Here is an 858-nt window from a genome sequence, read left to right on the forward strand (position 1 = left end):
CGCCGGCAGGCCGGCGGCGCGGCGCGCCGCCCGCAGCAGCAGCGCCCCTCGCTCGGCGATGTCGAGGCTGAGGGCGCCGGAGGGCTTGCCGACGATGGCGGCGGCGCCCAGCCGGCGCGCCTCCAGCGCGGTGGGCGAGCCAGGGCGCGCGGCGGAGGAGACGATGACCACCGCGCCGCTGCCTTCCAGCGCCCAGCGCCGCAGCGCACCCATGCCGTCCAGCACCGGCATCTCGATGTCGAGCAGCGTGAGGTCGGGGGTCAGCCGGTGCATGGCGGCCAGGCCCATCTCGCCATCCGCCGCCTCCCCCACCACCTCGAAATCCGGGTCGCTGGCCAGGATGTCGCGCAGCAGCCGGCGCATGATGCCGCTGTCGTCCACCACAAGCGTGCGCACGCGCGAGGCGGCCGGCGTTTCCGGCCCCGCCGGCGGCGCCGCCTCCGCTGCGGGCGCATCGGCGCCGGCCGCGGCGATCGCCGCCGCGCGCCGGGCGAGGGCGCCGGCCAGGCCCGCCGCCTGCGCGGGGTCGAAGGGGTCCAGCACCGCGCCGTCGAGCATGGCCTTCAGCGAGGCGAGCTCCATCGCCTCGGCCATGGCGCGCAGCCCGTCCAGCACCGGCTGCGCCGCGGCGGCATCCTTCGCCTCGCCCAGACGCGCGGCCATGGCCTGCCATTCCGGCAGGAAGGCGGCGAGCAGCTCGGGGTCCAGCGGCATGGTCATGCCGGGCAGCATGCCAGAGATGGCGCCGCCGTCACCCCCGGACCGGCCAGGCCGCGGAACGGGTCAGGCCGAGCCGCAGGCATGGCGACGGCGCGCCGCGCGCCGCCGCCGCGCCACCCCCGCGCGCGATGACCGCGG

1 protein-coding gene is annotated in these 858 nt (G+C 78.7%); it reads right to left on the bottom strand.

Annotated features, from left to right (window positions below; genetic code table 11):
* A partial coding sequence (locus tag E2C05_RS32180) for a response regulator (protein WP_205083283.1) occupies window positions 1–720 on the bottom strand: 720 nt, incomplete at its 3' end.
* Between the last annotated feature and the right edge of the window lie 138 nt (window positions 721–858).

The sequence above is a fragment of the Paracraurococcus ruber genome (genome assembly GCF_004353985.1).
In the GTDB taxonomy this organism is placed as follows: domain Bacteria; phylum Pseudomonadota; class Alphaproteobacteria; order Acetobacterales; family Acetobacteraceae; genus Paracraurococcus; species Paracraurococcus ruber.